Annotated in this window: 7 protein-coding genes and 1 pseudogene; 4 read left to right on the top strand and 4 right to left on the bottom strand. The window is 71.0% G+C overall.

Annotated features, from left to right (window positions below):
• Positions 1–527: winged helix-turn-helix domain-containing protein (locus AB0G14_RS22620; RefSeq protein ID WP_357700392.1), on the top strand; the 527-nt coding region annotated here is incomplete at its 5' end.
• 480 nt (positions 528–1,007) lie between these two features.
• Complete coding sequence (locus AB0G14_RS22615) at positions 1,008–1,475, top strand: hypothetical protein (protein WP_357700389.1); 468 nt, start codon at positions 1,008–1,010, stop codon at positions 1,473–1,475.
• A gap of 277 nt (positions 1,476–1,752) precedes the next feature.
• Here AB0G14_RS22615 and AB0G14_RS22610 read toward each other — a convergent pair whose 3' ends face one another.
• A complete protein-coding gene (locus AB0G14_RS22610) occupies positions 1,753–20,835 on the bottom strand; it encodes a hypothetical protein (RefSeq protein ID WP_357700386.1) in 19,083 nt (6,360 codons plus the stop codon).
• Positions 20,738–21,520: a hypothetical protein gene (locus tag AB0G14_RS22605; protein ID WP_357700384.1), complete on the bottom strand. Its 783-nt coding sequence runs from the start codon at positions 21,518–21,520 to the stop codon at positions 20,738–20,740. Before AB0G14_RS22605 ends, AB0G14_RS22610 begins: the two co-directional genes overlap by 98 nt.
• Before the next feature lie 649 nt (positions 21,521–22,169).
• Here AB0G14_RS22605 and AB0G14_RS22600 point away from each other — a divergent pair.
• A complete protein-coding gene (locus AB0G14_RS22600) occupies positions 22,170–22,424 on the top strand; it encodes a hypothetical protein (RefSeq protein ID WP_357700381.1) in 255 nt (84 codons plus the stop codon).
• A 191-nt stretch (positions 22,425–22,615) separates the two neighbouring features.
• On the opposite strand, the gene AB0G14_RS22595 is transcribed toward AB0G14_RS22600, so the two are convergent.
• Positions 22,616–22,753: a hypothetical protein gene (locus tag AB0G14_RS22595; protein ID WP_357700379.1), complete on the bottom strand. Its 138-nt coding sequence runs from the start codon at positions 22,751–22,753 to the stop codon at positions 22,616–22,618.
• A gap of 113 nt (positions 22,754–22,866) precedes the next feature.
• Positions 22,867–23,076 (bottom strand): annotated as a pseudogene (locus AB0G14_RS22590) (ATP-binding protein); the annotation flags it as partial.
• A gap of 283 nt (positions 23,077–23,359) precedes the next feature.
• Here AB0G14_RS22590 and AB0G14_RS22585 point away from each other — a divergent pair.
• The gene (locus tag AB0G14_RS22585; protein WP_357700377.1) at positions 23,360–23,707 is read left to right on the top strand and encodes a hypothetical protein; all 348 of its coding nucleotides are present in this window, start codon (positions 23,360–23,362) and stop codon (positions 23,705–23,707) included.
• Positions 23,708–23,743 lie beyond the last annotated feature (36 nt).

Below are 23,743 nucleotides of genomic sequence, written 5' to 3'. Positions count from 1 at the left end.
TCGCGCTGACCGGGGCGACCGCCACCGAGAACCTGTTGCGCCAGGCCGAGGCCGACGGCGTACTCGGCGAGGTGCTCAACGCGCTGACCGCCGACGTCGTGCCGGCCTGTCTGGGTCACCTGGCGGCGGAGCCGCTGCGGGCGTTCGGCCTCAGCGCGTACGTGGCGAAAAGTCCCGCCCTGCCGGACCTGGTCAAGGTCCTGGCGAACCAACTCCCGGAACGGTCGCTCCAGCTCGACGTGCAGGGTCACCGGGTGGAGATCCGCAGCCGGGCGATGGTGGTCGGCCACCAGGTGATTCCGGTCCAGCCCGGCCCGATCTCGGTGTTACGGGCGCTGGCCCGCCGTCCCGGCCGGGTGCTGTCCCCGGCCGAGATCCGGGCAGCCGCGCCGAGCTGGGCCGACGTCGACGACCACGCCGTCGAGATGGCGGTGTCGCGGCTGCGGCGAGCCTTCGACGACACCCCGCTGGACGGCGTCGACCTGATCCAGACCGTGATGAAGCGTGGCTACCGGCTGGCGGCCTGACACGGACACACTGTGGCCACGAGCACAGCTTCCCGACCAGCAGCGCGGCGGTGCCGGGCCCGCGCTGCACGCTCGCGGCCGCCCGCAGCAGGTCGTCCCACAAGGACGCATGCCGGTGGTGTTGGTTGGCTGATTGGCGTCCAGCCACGTGTAGGTGAGTGTCCTGTCTGGACGCGACCAGCCCGGCCGCGTCGCCGACGCCCAGGCCGCGAGCGCTGACCACATCCACCGTCACGGCCGACAATACGGCGGTGAGACCCAGGAGGACGGTCGTCGACCGACCCGTCGCCACGCCGGGTGGCTTGATGGAACGAATGCACCGGACGAGCTGTCCACGGCTACTCCACGCGCTGGTTCCATGTGGACGTCATGTCCAATTGACGAGGCCGGGCGCGGAGAGCCGGCCGCTCAGATGAACGGTCGGCTTCCCAGGCCCGTACTCATCCAGGTAACGGTCTGCGTACATGAGGGAGGTGTCCGATGACCGACCCCGCCGCGGAGAACGCCGCACCGGGCCAGGCCGCGGAGCTGGTCAGCCGGTGGGCGCGTCAGGTGTGCGACGTGCCGGAAGCGTCGGCCACCGTGCTGGCCCAGGTGCTACAGCTCGATCTGGATGCCGCGCGGCGGGTCGGCGCCCAGCGCGTCTTCCCGCCGTCGGAGGCGATCACCCACGCGCAGTTCGTGGTCGACGCCGACGGCGACACGCTGCACTTTCTGGAACTGCGCACCAGGGCACCGCTCACCGTCGCCGATCTGACGGCAACGTTCGGTGCCGGCCGGCTGGCCGCGCCCGGCCCGCACCAGGTCGCTCCGACGATGATATTCGACATACCCGATGAGGGATCGCCGCGGAAGGCGCGGGTCCTGGCCCGATGCGTCGCAGGATACCCGGACGTGGACACGGTCCGCGAGATCGTCGTGCTACCCGTGCCCGTGACTTCGGACTGACCGCAGCGGCCCCGCCGGTGAGCTGCGGTGCGGCGCGCCCACGCGCCACGCGCGCGGGCGGCTCGTCCCGCCTGCCCGCGAAGGCAGCACGCCGCCCGGGAATCCGGTCCCGCAGTTCCGCCTTCGGTCCTCCGTCCGCCGACGTGGTCTCAGTACGGACGGGACGGCGTAACGGTTCAGGCCGACGGCATGTAGCTATCTGTGGCAGCCTCGGTACGCCCCGGTGTCGGTCGGCTCATTGGCCGCCAGCCCCGCCGCCGACCAGCCCCGGACGCGTTCAGGAGGACACCGGCGCGCAGCGCACCAGTGTCTGCATAAGCGGCTTCAGAGCATCCCGAGACCGCGGGAGCTTCCTGTGAAGGGCGAACACCGCACTGCTCCACTCGTACCTCCCGACCGCGTCCAAGCCGGCGATCCAATCCGGCTCGCCGCCCGCCACATACGACGGAGACAACGCGAACGCCAGCAGCCGCAGCACTTCCACGTCAGCCCTGTCCCCATCAGTGTGGGCGTTGTCTGCCGCGAAACCGGCAAGCGCATGCATGGCGACGTGAGTCAACCCGGGCAGAGCATCAATGAGAACCGACCGCCGCCCAACGTTGTCCGTCGCAGCGAGGTACGCACGCTCAATGGCCGAATCGTACCGGCGCAGACCAACACGGCCTGGCCATGAACCCCGATCGGACGTCCACGCAGAAACGGCTCGTCGACCACCGACAACAGCCGCCCGGAGACCACCCCGACCAGCCCGCATCACGCCACCACCCTCGACAGCCGTGGCCGGTCCAACGCCGTCACCGGCACCCGACCTCGGAACCCACTCGATCACATCCCGAACCTGCGCTCCAGCCCTCCCACCCACGACCCGACCCCGCCACGGCTGACCCGGCCCGACCCGAAAGAACCCAGGCCTGAGAACCAAAGCACCCGGGTCAACCTCCACGAACCGGTCCCGGCCAGTGAAGAACCCCACCGCCCGAACCCGACCCGACCCACCATCCGACGCCACCTCGATCGTCGACAACAACCCAGCCAACGACCGAACCGGCGCCCGCGACACATCCGACCCCAAAACCGCCTCAACCACACCACGCAACTGCCGACGACCGTCCTCGCTGACCGGATCCCAGCCCAACGCCCAACCACCCCCCCGCCCCACACGACCCACCGCAGCCACCACCACATCCCTACCCACCGGCCACGACAACACCCCCAACCGCAACACCCCCCGATACCACACCTCCGCCTCCACCAGCCCCGCCACCAACCACGACCACGACTCACGCCACGACAACCCCACCGGCACCAACACCCGCCACCCACCCGCATCAAACCCACCCACACCACCCACCGCCGCACCCACCGCCACACCCGTCACACCCAACAACCCCGACCCCCACCGAGCCACCTCCTCCAACGCCACCCACACACCACCCACCCCAGACCGCACCGCACGCCCGACAACCCACAACCACCGCACCACCTCCGGATCAGACACCCGCAACTCCCCGAACCACCCAGGCAACCCCCCCGACGACCGCTCCGAAACCGACTCCACGACGAGGTTCCGCATCACGTCCACCCGGCCGAGGCCCCCGAGGTCAGACACCTCGGCCAGATCCGGACCCGACCCGGGTCCGGGACGGGCGGCGTCGTACGCTGCCTGATCCCTCGGCGCCACGGAACCCGCACCGGTCTCGATCAGGTCCGCGACCCGCGCCGCCTCCACCGGGTCGGGCCCGAACAGCTCCACACCCTCGTCCCGGAACAGCGGCGACCGGGTGGCCTCGTCCGCCACCACAGGTATGGAGCCGTCCGAGAACTGCGTCACCGCGTGCGTACCCGCCAGCAACCGTCGGCTACCCAGGACTGTCCGCAGCTGGTCGCCCAACGACTTCCCCAATGCCGGATCCTGTCCGATCGGCGGGGCCGCCCCACCCCGCAGCGACAGACCGGGCTCGGTAGGCGTTGGCGATGCCGGCGCAACGACCGGTTCCCAGTGCCGGGCCAGGTGGGCCTCCGCGACCGGGCCGAACCGGACGTGCTCCTTGGCTCGCCGCATCGCATTGATCAGCGATTTGACGTCCGCGACGTCGGCGCCCGGCTGGTCGGGTCGGGGACGACCCGCCCGCAGCTCGTCAGCCAGCTCGACTAGGTGGTGGACGGACCGCATCGGCCGCGCTTCACCCCTGACCCAGAGCAAGCGGCGGATATCCTGCCCGGTCTCCACCGAGAACGGCTGATCCGGCGACACCGCCTCGTGGACCTCGATCACGTCGAGAACCGTCTCGGGGTCGAGCGGCGGCCCGGTCGGCCGTACCAGGCGCCGCATCCGGCTGTCGGTGCGCGCACGGGCGAGGTGCTCGCGCAGGTCCTCGAGCTGGTCGCTGTAGCGCCGCGCCAGTGCCGCGCGCCGGAGGTCGGCGAGTGCCCGGGCCCCGCCACCGCGCGGCGCCTCGATCCGCGCCACCTGCCGACGCAGGTTCTGCTCCGCCGCCTCCGGATCCAGGCCGCGGGCGATCTCGAAGAGCCACCGCAGGTGCTCCCGCGACACCGCCAGGTCCGGGTCGCCGACGAGACCCCGCACGAGCGACGTGATCCGCGGCCACCCGACGACGTGCGGAGCGGTGCCCTGCGGGAAGGCCAGCCGTGCCATCGTGGTGAGGTCCGCGCGGGTGAAGGGAACGACGGTCGCGTGCGCCGTCAGGTGGGCGATATCCCAGTGTTGCTCCATCGGCCGGACCGGCGGCGGCCCGCTGACCTCCGCCATCAACGCCGCGACCCCGTCTGGTTCGGCCACCTGCCGCAGCCGGGCCAGGATCTGGGGCATGCTCACCCGGTCCGCCGGTGCCGTGAGGACGTCCGGGGAGCCGGGCCAGATCGTGACGAGGGTCAGGTCGAACGATTGCACAATGACGTTCACCACGTCGTGCGACGTGGGTTGTTCGCCGTCGAGGCTGGTGACGATGTCGAACACCACACGCACCCAACCTGGATCGGCCTCTGGCCGCGCGGGCAGGCGCACCTGGCCGGCGGTATGTTTCAGTTCCCGCCACGACCGGGCCCAGTGATTGGTGTCCGGCGACCATGCCAGGTGGGCATACCGCCGGACGGCGCGCAGGCTCTCCACGGTGAGCCCGACGCCCATCACCTCGGCGAGGTACGCCACGTCCCACAGCGCCTGCCGCCACTGGGAAGTGTTGCGCAAACCGATCAGCCCTGCGAGACCCGGCAAACCGTGGTTCATGGCGGCCAAGGACTGCAGCCGCTGGTCGAGGGAGCGGAAGTCCACCCGGCGGGGAGCGGAGTCCGCACCGGTCACCTCCTCGTCCGACACATCACCGCGGTGTCGCTCCGCCAGCCTGGCACGCCGCAGGTCGGCGAGCGGCCGGGCCGCCGGCCGGGGCTCCGCTCCCGCGATCTGCCAATACAGGTTCTCCATGGTCAGCTCGTCCGGGCCGAGCTCCCGTACGACCGCCACCAGATGCCGGACGGCCGGACCCGTGAAGAACCGTGGGTCCGACGTAGAGAACCGCGCCGGTTCGTTGAGCAGCACCGTGAGGAGCGACTCGATGTCGCGCCACTGCCCCAGCCCCTGGTTGACGGCGTACGCGCGCAACCGATGGACCGCGACCAGGTCAGCGTTCTCGAACTCGTCGCCGACCGCCTCGAAGGTGAGGTGCGCCGTGTCCCAGAACTCCCGCGCCGTCGCCCACGGAGCTCCGACCTGGTGGACCAAGTGCCAGACACCGTTGGCACCGGCGATGGTCCGGACACGGGCGAAGATGCGGGGCAGACGCGCCGGGTCGTCGCCGGCCGTGAACTCATCCATCGGACTCACCCATTCCCGAACGGGCGTGTCCCAGGCCAAGGAGTACAGTTCGTCGAACGTCACGTCGTGGTCCAGTCCGGCCAGGATGTCGGCCAGGATGCGGACCTGTCCCGGATCCACCGCCCGCGGTGCGCCGTACCGAGAAACAACGTCGCCACGGACGCGACGGACGATGTCCTCCAGCTCCGTCCACAGCAAGGCCGGCCGGCCGGAGCCTTCGGCGGAGACGCGGGCCAGCCGGTCGACGGCGACCAGGTTGACGACCTCGAAGTCCGGGCCGTACGCGGCGCCGGTCAGGTAGGCGACGTCGCGCACCGTCTGCGCGGCCACGTCCGCACCGACCTCGGGCGCGATTTTCAGCGCTGCCCGCAGCCTCTCCATGCCGCCGAGGTCGCCGGTTGGGTCCGCCAGGCGCGCGTCGAGCCGCTCGAGGTCCACCCATCTCGGTGCCGAGTTCGCGCCCGTGTACTTGTCGGCCGTCCGGACGAAGCGCACGGCCGCCCGCTCGCCGTCCGTCGCCAGCACCCTCGCGTTCGGCCACCACTCTCCGAAGTCCGCCGCGGCGCGGTCCTTTTGCGACAGCCCGACGGCGGTGACGTCCACCACCTCGACACCCGCTCGGGTACGCGAATCCAGGTCGATGTGCACGCTTTCCACGGCCCCGTGCAGCACCTGGTCGTACTCCGGGCCGGTCAGGGCGGCCAGGGCGGCGTGCAGCCCGCGCAGGTCCAGCCGTGACGGGTCGTGGGACAGCCCGCTGACCAGCGACGCGCTGCCCTCGTACATCCGGATCAGCAGGTCCTTCGCCGCACCGTCCGTCGCATCCGGATCGACCCGCACGGCATCCGCGCGCCGCCGGAACGTCCGCGCCAGGTCGTCCAGGTCGACGGGCTCGGCGAAAACCGCGCCAGTGATCCGGCGCGTGGCCGTGAACTGTCGATACCTGGCGCGGCTGCTCCTGCGCACCCACGCTTGCGTCACCGCCCGCTGGCCGGATTCCGATACGTCACGCAGGATGCGGTACTCGCCGGCGATCAGCTTGAGGTCGTCGACGCCAACCCCGGTGATGCCGAACGCCTCGTCCGGAGTGACGGTGCGTGGCGGATCGGGGGTAAAGCCGCCCGCGATCGCCTGCGCGACGGTGTAGTCGCGGCCGGGCAACGGCGCGTGCAGGAGGTTCACCGCGCCACGCCGGGCGATCTCGATGTCATTGACCCGTTCCGGGAAGTCCTCCTGGTACGCGTCGACAAACTCCCGCTGGATCCATGCCCGGTAGACCTCCAAGCCGAGGCGCAGCTGGGCGGGGAGGGCGGCGAACGCCTCGCCGGGAGTCGCTCGGGGTGCCCAGGTGAACCACTTGCCCGATTCGTCGGGATCGTGGTGGGCGACGTGGGCAGCGAAGATCATGAAGAGCATCGCCACGTGGCCGGCGACTGTCTCGCCAGATCCGAAGTCGGGCAGCGACGGCTCCTCGGACCCGTCCAACTTTCCGGCGACCCGCTCGCCGATATCCATCGCCAAATCGATCATGTCGCTCCACTGCGTCACTTTCACGCGCGGGTGTTGGGCCAGGTCGGTGAAGAGCCTGTACAGCGTCTCCGGTCGATCCCCGGCCGTGATGAAGAAGTCCAGCGTGTCATCCGGATATCTCTTGATCACGAGGCCGGCGTGCTCAGGTTCGGCCGTCATCATCGGCATCAGCCCCGCGACGGTCTGCTCCCCGAAGCTCTCGCGCAGGCGCCCGATCAGCGCTTCCATCACCGCCTGGGACGTCTCCGGATCGGCGCCGCGCACCTCGTCGTCGTAGAGCGAGGCGGGAACGCCGACCAGCTCGGCCCGATCGCCTCGGACGTAACCGGACACGAGGGACACCAGACCGGGCAGGTGCGCCAGGTTCGTCTTCTTGGGTGGCCGCTGCTGGCCGTCTGGAATGGCGACGCCGACTGCCTTGACCTCGGTGCCGATCAGCCCGCCGCGCAGGCCGGCCGGGCTCCACCCGGTTGCCGGATCACGCCGCTTCCACTCGGCGACCTTGACGATTCGTTCGGGATCGACCTGTGTAAAGCGGTCCGTGCGGGTGAACCAGCCGGGCACCTCACCCCGAACGGATTTTCCATCCACGTCGGACTCGACCGTGATCGTCCCCAGCAGGGAGGCCAGCGGCTCTGACGGCTTGCTGTTCGCCTCCGCCGCCATGGCGTCGCCGAGCCGCCTCGCCTGGTCGGCATCCATAATCGACTGGCTGCGGTGCCACGCTTCCGCCTGTGCCATGCCGGCCAGCAACGAGGTCCACAGGTCGCGCCACGCCGGAGCTGTCGGCAACCACACCGTGGCGCTGGCCGCGTCGAACCCGCCGACCCCATCGGCCGCCGGCGCCACCCTCACCGGCGGGATGCGCAACAACCCCGCGATCCACTCCCCCGTCTCCGCCAATGCCGCGGACCGGCTCGACGCCCCGAACCGCACCGACCGTGCGATCTGCCATGCCCACCGCACCACCTCCGGATTCCGCGAGCGCGGCACACTGTCCGTGGCGGACGGCATACCGGACACGTCCGGCAGTTGGCCGGTTGCCCCATCCGACGGGGTGGCTCCGCCCCGAAGCCTCGGAATCCACGGATGTTGCTTATCGGCCCGGTACCACGCACCGGTCACCACACCAGTCTCGGGATGCAACGACACGGCCGACAACCCGTCCGGCGCCAGCAGACCCGGCAGACCCAGCGGCCTCCACCGCGCGCCGACCACCTGTTGAGGATCGGCGATCACGCCCTTAATCCACCCGGCGAAGCGGCGATCGGCCGCCAGCCCCTCCGACTCAGCGGCGGCCACCGCGCGTGCCGCGGGCCCGGGCGGAGCGTCGAGAGCCGCGGACGCGGGCCCGCTCGCACCCTGCTTCGGCACGGGACGCCGGGTCACCTGCCTTGACGAACCCCGACCGGCGGTCCCGCCGCGCTTCACGGGCGCACCCCGACCGGCGGTCCCGCCGCGCTTCACGGAGCCGCCGCGGGCCGCAACCCCCGCAGTGTCGTCCGGGGGCGACGGCTCGGGTCCCCGCCGGGTTAGGATCACCCGGGTGTCCAGGTGGAAATATGTCGCACGACCACGGTCGTCGACCCACAGTCCTATCTCGATGTCACGGTAGTGGTGCCCGACCGACAACGGTGCCAACGCACCGTCCTCGGTGACATAGCCGTCCTCGCCGACCGTGACCGTCGTGTGCCTCACCCCCTCCGGAACCCGCGGCGGGTGGTCATCGGCGGAAACGACCCGGTCGAGCAACGACGACAGCCGCCGGCGTACCAGCACCGTGCCACCCCGCGTCACCGTGACCCAGCCATCGGCGTCGGTGCACAAGGTGACAAACGGGTCGGCTGAGCCGACGATCTCGTCATCGAGGTCCACGAACAGCCGCACCGCCGGCACGTGTGGGTGCGAGATCGTGCCCCCTCGCGAAACCCTCAACTCGAACGGGTCATGCACCCGGAAATCGCGCGGGTCGTCCCGGACGACATCGAAGGACCGCAACACCAGCATGTTCGACGGGTCGATCACGGCGATTTTGCCGAGCTCAGGCTGGTAACGGAGGATCACTGAGGACGGCTGGGCGGGACGGCCGACGGACCGGTTGAACACGTGCTCTCTCGTCCGGGACTTGTCGCTGCGCACCTGCCGCTCCGGGTCGCGCGTGGGCCCTGCGATGTCACCCACCTCGAGCCAGATCGCGTCGGACAGGGTGCCGGCGCTCCAAGCGGAGCCGGCGAGTTCGGACGTCCGGACATCGGTCAGCACGATCCAGCCGTTCTCCCGCACGCTGACATCGAGACTGCCGATGGGTAGGTGAACCGGCATCCAGAAGATTGCTCCGAGGAACGTCATGCGGCGGTTGGGTTGGTCGCGCCTCGCACTCACGACGTACCGCCCAGCCGGCTTGCGCACATCGACGGAGTGTCCCCCGTGGTAGCGCGGCCGGGGCGCGGCCTCGTAGCTGGCTCCGGTGGCTGGCTCGAAAGCGCCCACGACCCTGCTCTGCAGGTCGAAATAGTGCACCCCCCGCCCGTCGTCGTAGGCGCCAACCTCGCCGCGGTCACCGCCGATAGCTGATACCACCCGCCCGCCGCGGCCGGCCACCACACCGCTCGGATTGACCCGCGCGTGCCGGAACTCCACGTCGTCGGGCACGGTCGGGGCCTGCTCGCCATCGATCAGGGCAGCCCGACTGGCCAGCCCCTCGTACCGGCGCGCCACCAGCTCCTGCCCGCGGCCGTCGGAGACCCGCACCCAGCCGTCGGCCGTCGACTCGACGACCACCGTCATGCCGGTCCGTCGCGTGCCGTCCGGGTTGAGTCCGACGTAGATCCGGCCGATGACGGGGTCCGGGTGGCCCACCGTTCCCCACTCGTTCACCCGGGCCGCGAACGGCGGATGTACGGGCACACTCACCGCCGGCTCGTCAAAACGGGTAATCCGGCGCCAGGACAGGACGCGCTCCTTCGCGGGATCCAGGACGAGGACCAATCCCCGCGACCGGCTGATCCGCACGACGACCTGTGGGATCCCGCTGGGAACATAGACGCGCACGCCGTCAACCATCATGTAGCTGGCGCCGGCCCTCGTGTGCTCGGTGTCGTCGGCCTGTAGTGGCGGCGGCGGCTCGCCGACCGTGGGCCAGGGCAGGAAGTCACCGCGCTCGGCGGAAGTCAGCGGCGCCCATGACATCCGACCCGAGGCGATTGTTCGGCCCGTAACGGGGTGGCTGAGCCGGAACCAGCCGTCACTGGTGTAGCTCGCGTCCGCCGCGACTTTGGACAGGCCAATCGGAAAGGCGTGGTCGCGGCCGTCGAAGTGGACCTGGTACAAGTTGTTGACCAATGGCGCCCGCGTCAGATAGACCTGCACGCCACTGGTGGCCAACAGGATGACGGTCCTGGAGTCGGTGTGCGGCGCGTCCAGCCGGACGGTGTGTCGGACGCCTATGACGCGGCCCGAGTCGGGATCGATGACCGCGACCTGACCGTGGCGCGGACTATACCGAAGCCGGACCGCGGGCGGTGCGCTCCGGGGTATGGAAACCTTCACGCGCTCGATGCGGATTTCTGGCATACCGATCGTCTCGAGCGTCCGCTCGGGTTCGTCCAGGCGGGCCGCTCCAGCCACCAGCCCCGGCCGCAGCCACTGGCCGGCATCGGGTGCACCCGGTGCGTGCGGCATCCAGCCCTGGGCGATCCGCTCGGGGCTTTCAGGGTGGGTCACGACGAACCGACCCCGTCGGTCCACGTCGACCGTCACCGGCGCGCGCGGCAGATGAGACGGAATCTCGATCGCCATTTTGGCGATATCCACGCTCCTTTGTTTTCGGCTGGTATGCAAGATGCGCTGCCCCGGCCCGGCCCAGGCCGAGCGGGTGGACGGTCTCACCAGCGTGATCGGCTCACTCGCGCTCGCCATGGCCAGCACGACCCGGGTCTCCGGGTGGAAATACCACAGGCCGTCCTGGCCGTCGTCCCACACGCCGACGTCGAGGCCGTCGAAGCGCGAACCGACGGGCAGCCAGCCGGCACCGGTGTCGACCTCGCTGCCGCTGACCGGTGCCGTACGGACGACGACCACGTCGCTCGGGACCGTGGGAACCGCCTCGTCCGGCTGCGGTGCGGCCGCGGTGCGCAGTCCGTCAAGGCGACGGTCGAGCAGGACGGCGCCACCGTCGGCCGTCACCGTCACCCACGGCTCGCCGTTGCGGTCGACGGTCTCGATCGTGGCGTACGAACCCACGTGCTCACCACCGACGTAGAACCGCACTCCGGCCGTGCCCCCGTGCACAAGCGTCCCGCCGAGGGACACCATCACCCGGTAGGCCGGATGCACGACCAGAACGTTCGGATCCTCCCTCTTCGCCACGAAATCCACCGCCCGGACGACCCCGTCACCGTCGATGACGGCCTGCCGACCCTCCGGATTGAACCGCACGGTGGCCTCGTCCATACCCTCGGGCAGCCACACCCAGTTGCCGAACGCCCTGCTCGGCCGTGCGATCCGTCGGGCGACGTGCCGCTGCCTCTCCCCCGTGCCCCACACCGCGATGTCGACCTGGTCTCCAACCCGCAGCCACGGCTCGTCGACGGCCCAGGTCCCGGGCACCCACCCAGCGACGACCGGTTCAGCGGTCACGCGGTGGGTGACGATGAACCATCCGGAGGGGGTGACATGGGCGTCCAGCGGCTGCGACCTCGACAACCGACGGCTGAGGACGAAGTCGCGGTTGGCGAACGTGAACAGACCAGAGCTCTCCAGAGCGACCTCGTAGGTGCCCGCCAGCAGACGGTCTGGCACGCCCGCACCGAAAGCCGAGCGAACGATCGGCGCTCGGCGTCGAGGGTTGACCGCCAGGACCTGCCTCGCGTCGACGGCGTCGTCGGAACCCTCGGACTCGGAGTCGGAGTCCGCGGAGTAGGAGTCCGCGGGGTAGGGGCCTGCGGCGTCCTCGTCGTCGGGATCGCCGAGAGCGTCATCGTCGTCATAGGGGATCGTTTCATCGTCCGCATCGAAGCCGTCACCGAGGTCGGCGTGTGCCGGGCCCGCTGCGGCGCGTGGGCTCGGCCCGGACCGGGTCGGTTCCTCGGGTCCCTCTCCTGAGGTCGATGGGGCGAGGCCGATCTGGGCGAACGCGTCGGCGAGCTCGTCCAGGACCGAAGCCAGGCCGGTTTCTCTCTGGTACCAGTCGGGAAGCGGCTCGTCGTGGTAGCGGCCGAGGTCTTCGATCAGGTCGTCCAGCGGCCGGTCGAGCCCGGTGGCCAACAGCGACTCCAGCCGGCTGGTGAGCTGCGAGTAGCGCAGCAGCTTCTCCCTGGTCTCGACGACCGCCTGCTCATCGAGCTCGAGGAGCGCGTTCGGCCGGTTGAGCGGATCGAGCAGGTTGGCCACGAGGTTCGGGGAACCGAGACCGACCAGGGAGCCGAGCTTTCCCACCAGCCGGCCGGGGGTGAAGGCGAAGTTGCTCGACCGCGGCAAGGCGCCCAACGTGAACAGCGTGCGGCCGGGTCGATTCGCCCGCCACCCACCGTCCTCCGTCGGTGTCGCGACCATCCAGACGTGCTGTTCGCGGTAGGTCCGCTTCTCCCCCCGCACGGACGTCACGACCTGCGCCGCCGGATCCGCCAGGAACCGGGACACCTCTTGACTGTCCAAGCCGAGCTGATGAAGCCGCCGGTGCATGCCATAGGTCGAGGCAAACCCGCTCATCTGCTGCGCGACCCGCTGCGACATCGAACCCAGCAGACCATCCACCACCGCGCCGTCCGGACGCCGCAACTGACCGAGATAGCGGGTGTTCACGGCGGTGTTGGGTTCGATGAAGTAGGCCATCGGATACACACCCTGCGCCAGGACCGCCGACCACAACTGATGCGTCTCCGCCAGCAGGACCGTCAGCTTCGCCTCGAAGCTCGGCTCACCCACGTGGTTCGGACCGTCGATCTCCGTCTCGCTGTACGCGATCGCCCCACCCAACCGCACCAACGGACTGTGCCGCCCACCGGCCCGGCTCGCCCGGATCTCCTCGATGTACCGGTCGAACACCGACCGCGTGTTGCCACCCCGCGGGTTGACCAGGCTCACCACGTCCGAGTCCCCGAAGTGAACGAACACCTCACCATGCGACGCCCGCAGCTCCCGCAGGTAACCCAGAAACGTCAGGCTACCCACGATCGCCTGCTGGACCCCCGCATGCGGGAAATTGAGCCGATAACGCAGCATCCAACCCTGCGGTCCGGAGCCCACCGCCCGACCATGACGCCAGAAGTCCGCGTCGACGACCGACCCCTCGCCGCCGTCCTCGTCGACGTCGAACACCGGCAGATCCAGGACGTGACCGAGCACGGTCACCGCCCCCGCCTCGTCACCCAACAGCGCGTCGACCGCCGCCTGCTCGTCGGCCACCTCCTCCCGCAGCTGCTCCTCCAACCGCGCCGTCAGCAACGACGACGCGGGATCGTTCCACCGGTTGATCCCGATCACCAACCGCATCCCGCCAAGCCGGCCGCCCATCGCCTCGCGGTACATCCGTACCAGCTCGACCGGAGACCGATCGGCCGAATCTGGCCGTCGCACCACGCGACTCGGGCCGAACACCACCGCGACGAAGCCCACCGAGTCCGGGTCGACGGCCGCGCTCGACGGCGCCTGCGCCGGGGCCCGGCCGGTGACCAGCTCCCGCACCAACCCCCGCTGGTCGCTGAACCCCTTCGCAGTCCGGGCCGCCTGTGCCGTCAACCGCTCGACCGTGGCCCGCGGCGACCGCACCAACGGACGCCGGATGTCGTCCCCATCCGCCAGTCCGACTCGCGGCGGCGGTGGCAACAGCCACGCCTCCTCGTCGATCTGGTCCACCGGCACCGCACCGTGATCCGGCCCCACCCGGCGCTGCCGCCGCAGCGACGGACCCGGCCCCGCCGCATCACCCGGGTCGGCACGCTGGCGGCGCGAGCCAGCCGTCTCCGCGCCGACGACCTCGTCCTCGGCCGGCTCGACGTCAAAGTCCGACCGGTCCCGCATGTCTACATCGGACGATGAGCTCGCCCCGCCATGAAGCCGCAGGACCCACGGATGCCGGTCGCTTTCCCGGTAGAACTCACCCGTCACCACACCGGTCTCCGGGTGCAGCGACACGCCCGTAAGGCCGCCCGGCGCCAACAGGCCCGGCACATTCAACTCCGCGTTCCGGGCGCCGAACACCGGAGGCGAATTGACGATCCTGCCCAACGACCAGCCCGCGAGACGACCAGACGCCGTCAACCGGGCTGCCTCGGCGGCCGCCGCCGGCGACAACGACGACATCCCATCGCCAGCGTCCATGGCAGACGGTCGGACCGTGGCCGCGCCTGTCGTCGTCAGGAGTCCGTTGACGTGTCCCGTCAGGTCATTGAGGAGTCGGCTCATGGTGCCCTCGGGCGAGACCAGACGAACGGACAGTCTGCCTGCCTCTTCGGGGGCGTGCCGGTGCAGGAAGGCACGCACCGCCTGCGGCGTCGCGTCGACGGTCGCGTCGTGCCGCGCCAGCACCGGCCGGCCACCACGGTTCAGGCCGACCACCACCGTGAACGTGCCCGGCGCGGAGAGCGCCGCCAAGGACGCGGCCGACAGCCCGTCGGCCGCGTACGCCGCAACCCCTCCCGGGAAGTGCGTGTAGGCGTATCCACGATCGTCGGTCCCAGAGCGCACCGTCGGCCCGGCGTCGGCCGCCTCTCGCGGCTCGACCGGGCGGGCGCCCGAGACGAGTTGGCCCAGGTCGGGCGGCACGTCCGTGTCGTCCAGCTCGACGATCCGCGGCTCGAGCGACGCCGCCTGCGCCACCGGCACTTCACCCTCGGGCTGGTCACGCGTAATCACCGACACCATGGCCGCCTCGGGTCGCGACAGCAGCGGTGCGAGGTCGTCTTCCCCGACACCGTCCAGGTACGCGCTGACGAACAGCGAGTCCCGCTGCGCCGGGGACAGATCGGCCAGTCGGTCCACGGCCGATCCCAGCTCGGCGGTGGTCAACGGATTCACCGGCGAGCCCAGCAAGACCACCGTCGCCCGCGACATCATCAGGTCGACCCGACCCCGGAAGAACGCCACCGTCAGGTTGTTCACCCCCCCGACCAGCTCCGCCAACCGCCGCGCCTCCACGATCGACGGGTAGTCCGCGGCCATCGCCACCAGCGTTACCGGGTCCAGCGGCTCTCCGCTGGCGAACCGCTCCTCGATGATCATCCGCGGATGGCGCGGGTCGAGCACCTCCCTCTCGGCCAGGAACGGTACGAACCCATGCCACACCATGCGGGTGAACAGCGACACCACACCCTCGACAAGCGAGTTGTACTCGGCGGTCCCGGGCCCGAACGTGTCCCGGTACCGGACGTATCCGGGGTGCTCCATCTTGTGGAACAGCTCGTGAACGAATGTGGCTGCCGCTTTCGTCAGGGTGCGCTGCTGATCCCGCTCGGTTGGCCCCAGCGGGAAGAGCTGGACAAAGACCATGCCGTCAAGGTGGGACCCGCCCCAGCTCCGCCATATCTTGAGGATCTGGTCCACGCGGTCGGGATCGGCCACGATCTCGTCCATGACCTCCGCCGCGATCCGCCCCGCCGGGTTGGTCGGGCGACCCCGGACATCGAACCCGGCCGACTCTCCGTGCTCCGAGGAGACCTTGCGGAGAGAGGGTTGCGCGGACAAAAGGTACCTGAGTTGTCGCAAGGCCAAGGACCGCCGGCTGGCCTCGCCTATCACGCTGAGCCATGCGCCGCGCTCGACGAACTCGTCGCGCAAGGTGCCGGGCTCGCCAGGACGGTCGGCCACCAGCCGGGGGGCTCGTGCCAACCGCCCGAACACGCGGTCGATCTGCTCGGCGGCGAGGTGCGCGATCCGCTCGAAGTGCGACAACGTGAACGGCTCGGACAACGCCCCATGCTCCGCCTCGCCCCTGCCGGCCAGTAGGGCGGTCAGTAAAGCAAGCAGCTCGTCGAAGGCAGACCGCAGCTGCTGCCGGTACTGCTCGTCGGTCGACCGGCTACCGGCGGACCCGGCGGAGCCCGCCTGAGACCTCCGAGACACCGGCGCCAGCGCGTAGACGAGGGCATCGCGCCGGCCTGGCGACGGCGGCACCGACAACGCCGCCATCAGCTCCGCCGGCGGCGCGTACTGCACGACATCCCGATACAGCAGGTAAAGCGCGACCCTGAGGACATCGGGGTTCACCGGCGCCGGCCGCTGGTCCGGGTCCGGGTCCGGGTCCGGCGAAAACAACAACCTCACGTGGCTGCTCAGCCACCGCGCCGCCAGCGCACGGTGCCGCAACGGCATCTCCAGGAACTCAGCGATCGCCGCAGGCACCGTCGGCGCGAAAAACTCCTCCGGACGGATCCCGGCCAGCGCCGCCGCCATCCGCTCCGGATCGAACACCCGCGGCGGCATTCCGCGTACGACGGCGTCAGCCGCGTCCAAGGCAGCCACGCCGCCCTCGAACCGCCCCGCCAACACCTCGGCCAACCACGGCCCCGCCTCCGGATGCTGGGCGACCTCGCGCAACACCTCCCGCACCGCCGGCACCGACCACAGTTGCGCAAGCTCTTGATCATCACTGAACTGCACCAACCCGACCACCGCCGCCGCGGCGTAGCCGGCCCCCCGCATCGACGAGATCAGCCACGCCTTGCCCTGCACGGTCAGGAGGACCGCCGGATCCCCCGCCCGGTAACGCGCCACGACCTCGACAATCGCCCGGTCCGTCAGATGCGTTGTCTGCCACGCTTGACCCCGCAGCCACATTTGGCTCGCGTCATGCCAGGCCAGGAAGGGCGCCACCTCGGCGAACCCCAAGCGCGCAGCGGCCCGCTCCGGCCCCAGCGCGGCCACGAACCTCCGCCGGCCACCGGCCCGCTCCGCCCGCAACAAGACCGCCGGCACGCCAGTTCGGGTGTGCAACCACAGGCCACCCTCGTAGACCGCCAGATCCCACAACCACCCCACCGTCACGTAATCGGCCAGCCACGGCAGCACGGAGCCAATCTCCCCGGGCGGGAGCACGAACATCCCGTCATGCGGCCATGCTGGATCCACCGTCACCGCCACCTCGTCGGCTGCCGCCCGCAGCACCGCGGCCGCCTCCGGTCCAACCGACGCCAGCGCCGACTCCACCGACCGCTCGACCTGGCCCAACCGCGTCGGCACCGGCGCCACATCCACCCCTGAGGCTGCCGCCTGATCAGCCATCGCCCGGCCCACCACCAACGCCGCCACGACCGTCGGAACGTGGATCGGCCACGCCGGACCTCGGCCAGCCAGGAACAGCTGCTCACGCAGCAGGTCCGGACGAGCCATCAACCGCTCGAACAGAGGGTGGACGGCAACCCGCGTACGCAGACCGGGACTAAGGTTCAACAAACCCAGCTGCGCCCACCGCACCAGCATCGGCTCGGAGGCGTCATAGAACACGAACGCTCCCGACGTGACCATCTGGTGCAACACCCGCACGACCAATGCCGGACTCACCGGCGCCACGACCTCCCAGACGCTCCCGCCCTCGGCTACCACCCGCTCCCTGGCCGGCAGCACGGACGCCGCCACCAACACATCACCGATGAACGCCGCCACGCGATCCCGAACCTCGGGGACGATCACTGCCGACCGCGACGACCACCAGGTCCGTAGATCCCCCAACGCGCCCGCGATCTCGTCGTTGCCCAACACGTCGTCGACAAGGTCCAGCACCGGGCCGCCCTCGGCCAGACCCGACACCTCACCGACCAACGCGCGCACCCGGTCCGGCGACAACCTCAGCTCCGGCAGGGTCGTCCCCACCAGATCCTGGTACCGCGTCACGAAACGCTCGACCAACGCCGGCGTCGCCGACGACGAAGACCCGGACTCGGGTGCCCCACCGAGCAGGGCGAACCGCGGCACCCATCGCCCCGACACCAACTCGAACTCACCCAACCGCACACCGGTATCGGGATCCACCTCCACGAAACGGCGATACCCCGCACGCCAGCCGAACGCCCGCCGCTCGTCCGCGCCCTCCACAACAGACTCAAAGGCCTCAACCGGCGTCAGAACCCCCTGCAACCCACCCACGGACTCCCCACCACGAGCCCCCCGCACCACCTCATCAGCAACCCGATCCAACACCGACCGGTCGCCGGCACCGAACAGATCCGCCCACAACTCCCGCCGCCAACCCGGCCACTGCCCCACAACCGCAGACCGACCCGCCAGCCGCCCCAACACGAACGTCAATGCCCCGGCAGACCACGGCCACGGCATTCGATCACCAGCCGCCACCCGCCAGAACGCCTCCGCCCGCACCAACCCACCAAATAGGTCCTCCCATGCCGCCGCCCACGACACCCCGGCCCGAACCGACACCTCCCAACGCCCCACATCAAGCCAGCCACCGGCGTCACCATCCACCGTCGGCACCACAGCCACCGGTGGCATCCCCACCACCCCGGAAACCAGCTCCGCACTCCCAACCAACGCCCCGTAAACACCCCCCGGATGAAACGCCCGCACCTGCCGGCCCAACGCCGACACCGGGCGCGCGTACCGGTCGTCCGTCAACCGCAGCCGTCCCACCCACGCCGCGCCCGCCGATGTCAACGACGCCACCGTCACACCCTGGCCCGCGCGGCCGGTCGCCAGCCGCTCCAGTCCGATGACAGCGGCCTCTTCGACGGCCTCCGCTTCCTGCGGATCGAGGAACACCTGGTCGTCGAGCGCCTCGCGCGCCGGCGGCGGTGCGGACCCCAGCTGTCCGATGGCCTCTCGCACGGCCCGCACCGACAAGGGCGCCTTCGGCGACCCGAGCATCGCGACCGCGAACGAGCTGACGAAACGCTCGGTGTCGCCGAGGAAGTAGAGCGCCATCAGGTTCTCGGCGCCGATCAGGTGGATCAGGCGCAGCGCGTTGACATACTCATCATAGCGAAGTCTGTTGATGCGAGGCGCGGGGTACGGCCGGCTGGGCGCGTACGGGCCGCCGACCGTCGCCAAGACGCGCTGCCACCGGCCCCAGTCGTAATACAGCAGCCACCAGCTCATTTCGTGCAGGGCGGTCGGCACGCCCTCCAGCCAGGCCCTACCGCTGCCGGTGTGCCAACTGAATGCCTCTCCGAAGGAGCGGTGGCCCGCATGCTCCCGGAAGTGCACGTCCTCGTGCATGCCGACCTGGAAGAGTTCCACCGCCATGTTCAGCCTCTCCTCATCGCGGTCGGGAAGCCACCGATCGACCAGGATCGCCCTGCCCTGCAGTGCCAGGCCGGACCAGTTGCGCATGGCTTCGGCCCACTGGAGCCTTCGGACCGGGTCGTCGAGCTGCGCCGTGATCACCTCGAGCGCGATCTGCGACTCGCGGTTGGAGAAGGTGAGAAGGTCCAGCCGAGCGCCGTGCTCGCGGTTGACATCTAGCGTGTGGATGTGCTCTCGGATTGCGTTCATGGCGAGCTCACGGATGCCGTCGTCGGTCTGCATCTTGGGCTCGAAGTACTCCCAAGGGTCGAGGATCGTGTCGTCGGGCGAGCCGGTACCGCCGACGTACGGAATCTCCAGGCGGCTGTACGGCGCGAACGTGATGTTGTTGCTCTCCCGGGCCTCGTTGATGATCTGGTTGACCCGGTCCCAGCCGAGCAAGCGCCCGGGGACCCGATCCTCCGGCCGCCGGCCGCGGAGCCGGTTGGCGACCCGGCCGGTCCGGGTAGCTTCGAGCTCATCCCACAGGCGGACACCGTACGGCTCGGGGTGGCTGGGCAGGATCTCTTGGAATTCCCGGAGGGCCTCCGCCGGCCGGGCGGGTTCCCTGCTCATCGCCGCCTCGGCGGCTTCGACGGCGGCCAGCGACGGTAGGTCGACGACCGCGCGAACCATCGCGGTGCCGCCGAGGTCGGCGAAGCGGTTGGTCACCTCGTGCATCAGCCGCAGCAGCATGGCGTCCTCGCGCAACTGCTCGTGTGTGCGCCACGCCACCGGCGGGGCACCCTCAAGTTGCCGGGCCAGCACGAACCGGAAGGCCTTGAGCTTCTCCACGCCGGGCAGCGCGAACAGCGTGTTGTACCTGGTGTCGGGGCCGTGGTCGGTCAGCATGTCGGGCGTGAACCGGCCCGCCGGCTGACCGTGCGTGGCGACCACGCCGCCGCGGTCGGCGGCGGAGACCAGCGCCGCCATCCCGCCCTCGACCCGGGCGTCGACGACCCGCTCCAGGACCGGCCGCACCACGGGCAGCCGCACGCGGTCCAGCACGGCGGCCCGCACGTCGGCCGAGGCGAGGAGCGCCGCGAGCGTCACGTCGTCGGCGTTCAGCAGCATCGCCACCGCGAGGAACTGGTCACGCTCCCGCGGCCGCGGTGTCAACAGCTCCACCAGGAGCCGCTGCTGCTCCGGCACGGTGAGCGGAAGGTGCCCGGCGAGATGGCGCATCGCCTGTGATGCCACACCGGCCTGATGGACGGCCGGCTCCGTCACGGCCGTCCCCGGCGACGTCGCCTGGTGCACCAGCTCCAGCAACCGCTGGCCATGATCGCGATCCGTGTACTCGGCCTCGTCGATGCCGAGAACGCGGGTCGCCAGGGTGGCCAGGCCCGCCCGGTCCGGCGTGAGCCGGCCGGCCTCCAGCACGTCGTAGAGACGGCGTACGATCCGCAATCCGTCGGCGGTTGGCCAGAGGCGCGGCCCGTACAGCCGCACCGCCAGCCCCGCCACTCCGCGGCTTCGGCGCACCAACCACCCGCGCATGGCGATCGCGGCCGCCGACGGTGATTCGGTCGTAGCCTCCGTCGCCGGCGGGTGCAGAGACTCGGCCAGGGCCAGTATCTGTGCAGGGGTCGCCAAGAGGGCTGACGCGTTGCCGGTCGCCGCCGCGGCCAGCACGTCGGCCGCGAGCCGGTCGGCCGGCCGTACCGGCTCACTCGCGGGCATCCGCAGCAGCGCGCGGACGTGATCGTCCGGGGCCGGCGGCGGTCCGGCTGGCTCGGCCGCCGACGCGGCATCGTCGTCGGCCATCTCGACGGCGACCGTGATCCTGTGCTGGTCCACGCGGTGTTACCTCCGGATGGGGTGGGTCAGGAAGCCATGCAGAGCCCGGCGAGGGCGGTCGGCGCGACCACGGTCGGCATGCGCCGCCCGGCGTCCGCTCCACCGCGAGCCTGGACAGGCTCGCCGCCGCGAGCTCCACCCGCGAGCGGCAGCCGGTGCGGATACCACGGCCGGGTTCGGCCGGGGGGTAGCAGGGGGGGATCCCGCGCTCCCGCATCACGGCGGTCACCCGGGACCGCAGGAACGGTGCGGGGACGGTGCCGCACGCCTCGTACGCCTGGCGCAGCCAGGGCCGCGGCTCGGCCGCCACGGCGCCAATCGCCAGGCACGTCTCGACCAGGTCGGGACGGTGGCCCCGCCGCCGGGCCAGCGCGGCACTCGCCCGCGCCGCGACCGTGTCGCCGCACGCCAGCGCGCGCACGAGCAGGACGGTCTCCCGCGTGATCCACGGCTCGGCCCGCGAGCGCCACGACTCCACCTCGGCGAGCAGCCGGTCGGCGAGGGCCACGTCGCCCGTCCGCACGGCGCGCCCGGCCAGTCTCGGCAGCAGCTGCTCGACGCCGATCCGCCCGCCTGCGTCGCGCAGCCGTTCGACGGCGCGCCAGCCGTCGCGCAACGCGGCTGCGGTGTCGCCGCCAAAGCGGTCCGCCATGCCACGCACACGACCCACGCGGGCAGCGCCCGGTCTCCGGCCGGTCCGGCATGACCGTCAGGCTGTCGGCAGTCCGGCGGGCATCGCCAAGCAGCGCGCGTGCCTCTGCCGCAAAGATCCGGGCCAGGTCGGCAAGGACACTCGGCCCCGCAGCGTCGCCGGCCGGCAGGGCCCGCGCCGCCGAGACCACCGCACCGCCGCCAGCTCCGCCGCGCTGACCGCCGTCTCCGCGGTGGCGGGAAGCACGGGGCTCTTCCTTTCCGTGGAAGGCGTTGTCCGGGTCGGAGAACCACCATGCGTAGGGGCCCGCGGGGTCAGCGCCGGCGGGCGATACTTCCGTGTGGACGGACGCTGACGCGGCGGCCGCCGTGAGGTCCGGCGGGAAGCCCTGGTCGCGCGGCGAGGACGCGATCGCCTCGGCCAGCTCGTCGTTCCGGCCGGTCCGGACCAGCAGCGGCAGCAGCCGGGCGCGGATGCCCTCGCCTTCCGGGCCGGCGCCGGCGTGCCACAGTGCCGCCCGGATCCACCGGACCACCCGCTCCGGGTCCTGCTGAGATACGGCGGGGTTCGCTCCGTGGCTCTCCGCCATCGCGGCGAGCCATGCGGCGAGCCGGGCGTCGGACGGCATCAGAGGGCCGGCCAGGGCGAGGTGACCGGCGAGCGCCGCGTCGTCCGCGGTACCGCCGAGGCTGGCGCGGCGGAGCAACGCCGCGGCCAGCGCGCGGTGCAGCCGGGCGACAGCGATCGGCCCGGCATCCTCGACGAGGCGTGCGGCGAGCGCAGGGCAGCCCGCATGGAGCCGGTCGGCGGCGTCGACGACCAGCACGCCGGGCTCCACGAGCCGGTCCGCCGCCACGCCGTACGCGCCGAGCCGTTCCCGCGTGGCCTCGGCGAGCACCGGTAGGTCGTCCAGCGACAGCGGCGCCACCGCAGCCGCCGTGGTCAGCACCATCGCCGGCACCCCGAACGCACGGGCCCGCACGACGAGCTCGTCGCCAGGGGGAGACGCGGTCGGCGCAGTCGGATCGGCGATGCACAGGCGGCCGCCGTGCAGCGCCAACCGTCACGCCCGGTCGAGACTGTCCATGACGGACATCAGAGTGCCGGATGGCCGAACAGCGGTCCCAGCGCCGCGCGCAGCGCCGGAAGCACCGCGCTGTCCGGCGACGCTCCGCAGACCCGGGTGAGCAGCGACTCGGCCGCGTCGTCCGGCAGCCGCGGCACATCGACCACCAGGTCGGCGCGCGCCGCCAGCTGGATCGCCGCCGGCTGGGACCCGTCCCGGCAGGCCGCGACGACGAGGCAGCCGCGGCGGGCGCCGCGTCCGCCAGGCAGCGGAATCCGTACGGGTCGGTGGCGTCCGCGAAGCTGGCCCGGATCACCAGCACGCCGGCCCTGCGCCAGTCACGGGCGGCGGCTTCCAGCAGAGCCGTCTTGCCGATCCCGGCCGGCCCGCGCACCAGCACGAGCCGCCCCCGCCCGGCGCTGTCGTGCTGGGCGCCGCGCAGCGCCGCCAGCTCGGCCCGCCGACCCGAGAACGTGGTGCGCTGACGCATCCGCTCCCGCAGGTCCACGCCACTCCCCAATCGCCCGTCCGCCTGTACGACGGACCGGTCGCCCCGTGCGTTCATGCTGGCGTGGCGCCATCCGCCGTCGCGCGGATCGGCCTGAGATCCCCCGCTCTGATGGAGCGGTGGTTACCTGCTGCCGGCTGGTGCAGGGGTAGCGATAGTTGGTTCGGCTGGTTCCTCCTGGCGGGTGTGCCCAAGCGGTTTCGTACTCGTCGGGGCTGAGGTAGCCCGGTTCCTTCTGGATGCGGCGGGTGTTGTACCAGCCGTAATGGCAACAGAGGACGCCCGTACCAGCCGCTGGCCGTCGAGTCTGGGAATCGAGATCGGCGCCTCGTTGAGGACCGCGGCCGCTGTTGACCCCTGCAACAACGTTGAGGGCTGGCCCCTGGTTTCCGCGTGGGGCGCAGCGGTCGCGGTGATCGACGAGGATGATCTGCCCCTGGTTCGCCGGCGGGCTGAGGCCTTGGACTGGGCGCAGGATTATCACGACGTGGCGCTGGTCGACAACAAGGGCGTTGTCGTGGCCTCAGCCAGGATCAATGACGGCGCCACAGGGCTGAGCCAGGTCCTGGCCCTGCTCGCCGAGCATGGTCCCGAAGGCGGCAGCTGCCGGTAGCGATTGAGACGAGTCAGGGACTGCTGGTCGCAGGGC

It is taken from the genome of Micromonospora sp. NPDC023814 (genome assembly GCF_040639595.1).
Taxonomy (GTDB): Bacteria; Actinomycetota; Actinomycetes; order Mycobacteriales; family Micromonosporaceae; genus Micromonospora.
This window is presented reverse-complemented; position numbering and strand designations above follow the sequence as displayed.